The sequence below is a fragment of the Ideonella sp. B508-1 genome, from assembly GCF_000333615.1.
Lineage (GTDB): Bacteria > Pseudomonadota > Gammaproteobacteria > Burkholderiales > Burkholderiaceae_C > Ideonella.
Window position 1 is genome coordinate 1 of the sequence record NZ_BADL01000162.1, and the last position, 5,537, is coordinate 5,537.

Annotated in this window: 6 protein-coding genes; all 6 read right to left on the reverse strand. The window is 66.3% G+C overall.

Annotated elements, in window-relative coordinates; genetic code table 11:
- Nucleotides 1-601, reverse strand: a 601-nt coding sequence (locus I73_RS07565) for a nucleoside-diphosphate sugar epimerase/dehydratase (protein ID WP_374701946.1), incomplete at its 3' end; no start/stop codon positions are given.
- A 124-nt stretch (nucleotides 602-725) separates the two neighbouring features.
- Nucleotides 726-1,850: a UDP-galactopyranose mutase gene (locus tag I73_RS26670; protein ID WP_040499877.1), complete on the reverse strand. Its 1,125-nt coding sequence runs from the start codon at nucleotides 1,848-1,850 to the stop codon at nucleotides 726-728.
- A 21-nt stretch (nucleotides 1,851-1,871) separates the two neighbouring features.
- Entirely contained in the window at nucleotides 1,872-2,468 is a 597-nt protein-coding gene (locus tag I73_RS07575; protein WP_022980062.1) for a sugar transferase, read from the reverse strand.
- Nucleotides 2,469-2,490: 22 nt separating this feature from the next.
- Nucleotides 2,491-3,660 carry a DegT/DnrJ/EryC1/StrS aminotransferase family protein gene (locus I73_RS07580; RefSeq protein ID WP_022980063.1) on the reverse strand — a complete coding sequence of 390 codons (1,170 nt, stop codon included), beginning with the start codon at nucleotides 3,658-3,660 and terminating at the stop codon, nucleotides 2,491-2,493.
- Between the two features lie 5 nt (nucleotides 3,661-3,665).
- Nucleotides 3,666-4,898: a glycosyltransferase family 4 protein gene (locus I73_RS07585; RefSeq protein ID WP_022980064.1), complete on the reverse strand. Its 1,233-nt coding sequence runs from the start codon at nucleotides 4,896-4,898 to the stop codon at nucleotides 3,666-3,668.
- A partial coding sequence (locus I73_RS07590; RefSeq protein ID WP_022980065.1) for a glycosyltransferase occupies nucleotides 4,895-5,537 on the reverse strand: 643 nt, incomplete at its 5' end. The genes I73_RS07585 and I73_RS07590, both read right to left, overlap by 4 nt.

The following is a 5,537-nucleotide window of genomic DNA, read 5'->3' on the forward strand; positions in this document are numbered from 1 at the left end:
GCAGCGCGATGATCAGGTGCGTGGCCTCACCGCGCACGCCCGGGTCTTTCACCGCCGTCAGGGGCCCCAGCACCGGCACACCGGCGATGCGCGCGCCCTGCTTGGCGAGGTCATCGTCCAGCAGGCCCAGCACCGCCCAGCCCTGGTGCTGGATGCCGGCCAAGAGGCGCTTGGCCGCCTCGCCCGCGCCCAGCACCAGCGCGCGGCGCTCCGGCCCGCCCTGGCCGCTGATGCGCGCCCGCGCATGCTCGTACAACGCGCGGTACAGCAGGCGCACGCCGCTGACCGCCATCAGCGCCACAAAGGGGTGCAGGGCCAGCACGGCCCTCGGCACACCATAGAGCTGCAGACCCATGGTGCCCGCGGCGCTGACCACCCCGGCCACCAGACAGGCCAGGGTCAGGCGCTTGATCTCGCCGAACCCTGAAAAGCGCCACATGCCCTGGGGCACGCGCAGCGCGACAAAGGCCGACAGGTACACCACCACCACGCCCACCAGTACCCAGACGTCGTAGGGCGGCCGTTCGTGCAGCCAGCGCTCGAAGCCCATGCGGAACAGGTAGGTGGCATGCCAGGCCACAACGACCATGAGCGCATCCATGGCCAAGGACAGAGGCACACGGTGGGGCCGCAGCCTGGCCAGGAAATGGTCCAGGTTTTGCCAGAAACTCACCCTGGGTTGCGACATCTCAGTCTTTCAATCACACACCGGCAAGGTGTTCTTCTCAACCACCGAGCCCTGCCAGAAAACTTCGCCCGCAATCCAGCGCTGCCCGGATGGTCACATCCATGTCCATGTAGCGGTAGGTCCCCAACCTGCCCACGAATGTCACTCGACGCTCTGCCTTGGCACGGTCCTGATAGGCGTTCAGCAACTCATTACCCGACGTCAGGTGAACAGGATAATAAGGAATGTCGCTTTCGCCGCAAGCGCGGCTGAATTCCCGGTAACACACGGAGCCTCCGTGAGATTCCCACGGGGAGAAGTGCTTATGCTCGGTGATTCGGGTATAAGGAACAGATTCGTCGGTGTAATTCATCACCGCGCAGCCCTGCACATCACCTTCGCCTGTAAATTTCTCGAAATCGAGCGTCCGGTAAGGCAAGCGGCCTTGATCATAATCATAAAAACCATCTACCGGCCCCGACCAGAACAGATGATCGAACCGATCAGCGTCCGCGCGCGTCAAGCCAGAGCCCAGAATCACCTCGATGGAGGGATGATCAAGAATACCCTCCACCATTTTGGTATACCCTTCTTCCGGCATGCCCTGATGGCGGTGGAAAAAGTAGTTATCGTTGTAATTGAAGCGAACAGGCAGGCGCTTCAGGATAGAAGCTGGCAGCTGCGTGGGATCCACTCCCCATTGCTTGACTGTGTAGCCGCGAAAGAACGCTTCATAAAGGGGGCGGCCAATGAAGGCGAGGGCCTGCTCTTCGAAGTTGGCAGGGTCGGTGATCGTTGAATCTGCCTGCCCCTTGATGAAATCTTCCGCCTCCTTCGGGCTCAGTGCCTGATCGAAGAACTGATTGATCGTATGCAGATTGATGGGCAGCGAATAAACCTTCCCACCTGTCGTCGCCTTGACCCGATTCACATAGGGCATGAATTTCATGAACCGGTTCACAAACGCCCACACCTCGTCATCGTCGGTATGGAATATGTGGGGCCCATAAACATGGACCATCACCTGCGTCGAAGAATCTCTCTCCGTGTGGCAGTTTCCAGCAACATGACTCCTCTTTTCATGAATGGAAACACGATGCCCTGCCTCTGCAAGCAAGCGAGCGATGACGGCGCACGACAAGCCGGCGCCGGCCATGCCAATGTGAAGCTGTTTTTGAGTCATTGAATATCCTGTTCTGTCAATTCATATACGTTTTAAGAGCAAGCTGAGTGTTCTGAAGATAATTCTCAGATCGCTCATCAAGGTCGCCTGCTTGGCGTACGCCGCTGCCTCTTCCAGCTTGGCGGGCAAGATCACTTCCACATATTCCTTCTCGGGGTCCACCGCATGGGCCAGCAGCAGGCTCTCGTCTGCCAATCGCAAGGAAGCGGGGTCCGTGATACCCGGCCGAACGGACAGCACCACATCGCGCAGTGACGCGGGATACACCGCCACATAACGAGGCACCTCGGGCCGGGGGCCCACCAGGCTCATGTCACCGACCAACACATCGATCAGCTGCGGCAGCTCATCCAGCTTGCTCCGCCTGAGCCATCCACCCACCCGGGTGATGCGCGCATCGGCGCCCACGGTCAGCTGGCCCTGGCGCTCAGCCTCCACCCGCATGCTGCGGAACTTGTGGATGCGAAACGGCCGGCCGCCCCGCCCCACCCTCTCCTGGCGGAAGAAGACCGGGCCGGGTGAGTCGAGCTTGATGGCCAGCGCCACCAGCAGGCCGGGCAGCGCCAACAGCGCCAGCCCCAGGCCGGCGGCGATCAGGTCGAACAGGCGCTTGGCCATGGGATCGGGCAGGCTCCGGGGCTCAGGCGCGCAAGGCCTTGCGGGCGGCCGCCGCCACGCGCTCGACATCCGCCTCGGTCATGCGGGTGTACAGCGGCAGGCTGACGATGCGCTCGAAGGCCCGCTGGCTGTGGGGAAAGTCCTCGGCCTTCAGGCCATAGTGTTCCTTCCAGTACGGGTGCTGGTGCAGCGGGATGTAGTGCACGCTGCAGCCGATGCCGTCGGCGTAGAGCGACTCGATGAAGGCCTCGCGCGTGATGGGGGCCTCGTCGGTCAGCTCGACCACATACAGGTGCCAGGCATGCACATCACCCGCCAGCGGCTGGGGCGGCAGGCGCAGCGGCAAGCCGGCCAGGGCCTGGGCATAGGCCGCTGCCAGTTCGGTGCGGCGGGCCTGGAAGGCTTGCAGGCGCTTCAACTGATGCAGGCCCAGCGCGGCGGCAATGTCGGTCAGGTTGTACTTGAAGCCCGGCGCCACGATCTCGTAGTACCAGCTGGGCACCTTGGCGGTGAAACGGTCGAAGGCGTCGCGGTTGATGCCGTGCAGGCGCATCACCTTGGCGCGCGCGGCCACCTCGGGGTGGCGCGTCACCAGCATGCCGCCCTCGCCTGTCGTCATGGTCTTGTTGGCGTAGAAGCTGAACACGGTGGCGTCGCTGTCCAGCGTGCCGATGAGCTGACCGCGGTGGGTGGTGGGCAGCGCATGGGCCGCGTCCTCCACCACCTTCAGGCCGTGCCGCTTCGCGATGGCCAGAATGGCCGTCATGTCGGCCGCCAGGCCGCCGTAATGCACCGGCACCACACACTTGGTGCGCGGGGTGATGGCGGCCTCCAGCGCCGCGGGGCTGATGCAGTAGGTGGCCGGATCGATGTCCACCAGCTTCACGTCCGCGCCCAGGTAGCGCGCCACTTCGGCGCTGGCGGTGAAGGTGTGGGTGGTGGTGATGACCTCGTCGCCGGGACCCACGCCCACCGCTTCCAGCGCCAGGTGCAGGCCGGCGGTGGCGGAATTGACGGCGATGGATTCCAGCGACGCATCGCCCAGAAACTCGGTGAAGGCGGCCTCGAAACGCTTGGCCTTGGGGCCGGTGGTGACCCAGCCGGAGCGCAAGGTGTCCACCACCTCGGCGATCTCTTCCTCGCCGATCTCGGGCAGGGCGAAGGGCAAAAACGGCAGCTTGTCGGTGCTCATGGTGATCAGGATTGTCCTCTGGCGCGCTGGCAGGCGGCCAGGAAGCGGGCGGCCAGCACGGGGTAGGTGTGTTCGGCCTGCACGAAGGCACGGCCGCGCTGGCCCATGGCGCGGCGCTCCTCGGCCGGCACGGCCAGCAGCCGGCGCAGGCCCTGCACCACCGCGGCGGGCGATTCGGGCGGCACGGTCACGCCGCAGCCGGCCTCGGCCACCGGGTCGTTGCCGGCCTCCACCGCGTGCAGCACCGGGCAGCCCGCCATCAGGTAGTCCATCAGCTTGTTGGGCGCGATGCCGAAGCGGTAGATGGACACGCTCTGCCAGCCGATGTAGGCGATGTCGATGGCGGCCAGGAAGGACGGGATCTGCGCCTTGGGGATGGGGCCGCACCAGTGCACCCGGTCCAGGCCCTCGTCGGCCAGGCGGCGCACCAGGCGCTCGCGCTCGTGGCCGTCGCCCACCAGCACGATCTCCACCGCGTCCTCGCGCAGTTGCGCGGCAGCGTCCAGCAGCGTGTCCAGCGCATTGGGCAGGCCCATGGAGCCGGCATAGCCCAGCACCGTGCGGCCGGCGGCATGGGCTGCGTCGATCACCCGCGCCACCTCGGGCTGCAGCGGGGCCGGCGTGCCGGCCCAGTCCTCGGGCGAGATGCCGTTGGGCACGATGGTCAGCTTCTTCAGGTCCAGCCCGCGCGAGGCCATGTGCCCATGCACCTTGGGCAGCATGGACACCACCACGTCCGCATCGCGGTAGGCCGTCTTCTCGGCCCAGCCGCACAGCAGTGCAAAGGGATGGTGGGGTGACATGCCCGAGAGCTCGATGGGCGACAGCGGCCAGAGGTCATGCACCTCGAACACCAGCACGGCCCCAGCCCGGCGGGCGATGCGCCGCGCCACCCAGATGTCCATCGGGTAGGTGCTGGAGGCGATCACCACATCCGGCCGGGCCTCGGCGATCAGCGCTGGCGTGCGCTGCCAGACCTGCTTCAGGTAGGCCCAGATGTTTTTCACCCGGCCCAGGCCATTGCCCTGGTAGGGCGGCGTGGGCAGCCAGTGGCAGGTGATGCCGTCCACCATGTCGGTGCCAGCCTGGGGCTGGCGGGCCCGCACATGCGAGAAGTCAGCCGCCACCATCGTCACGCGGTGGCCGGCACGCACCCACTCGCGGGCCAGGTAGTAGGGCCGGTACTCCATGCCCAGCGCGGGCGTGCCGGCGTAGTGGTTCAGGTAGAGGATGTTCATGCGCGTGTGGCGCCACCAAGTTGTTCGAGCCGCTGCACATAGGCCTGCACGCTGGCCGGGAACAGGGCGTGCAGCCCCACCCACTCCTGCAAGTCCGCCCCCACCGCATCGGCGTGGGCCGCCAGCGGAGCCAGGCGGGCCCGTGTGGGCAACTCGCCCTCGGCCAGGATGAGCCCATTGCGGCCGTCGTCCACCAGCTCACGGTTGGCCGGCAGGTCCGACAGGATGGGAATGCAGCCGTGGCCCATGGCCTCCAGCACCGAGACGGAGACCGAGTCGCTGGCCGGCAGGCTCAGGTACCAGCGGGCGCAGGCGTAGCAGCCGGCCTGGGTCGCGGCATCCAGCCGGCCGACGAACTGCACCTTGCCGGCCAGGTCAGGTTGGGCCGCGCGGGCTTCCAGCGCCGGGCGCAGCGCGCCGTCGTGGGCCACCACCAGCCGGGGGGCCGGCCATGCTTCGGGCCAGTCGCGGGCGATGGCGGCAAAGGCATCCAGCACCCGCTCGGGCCGGTAGAGCGCTTCCAAGGCCCGGTTGGCGAAGAACAGGGCATCGTCCTTGTGCTCGGGCCAGGGCGGCAAGGCCTCCAGGNCGAAGGNAAAAGTCATCACCTCGCGTGCGCCCAGGGCCCGCATGCGCTCG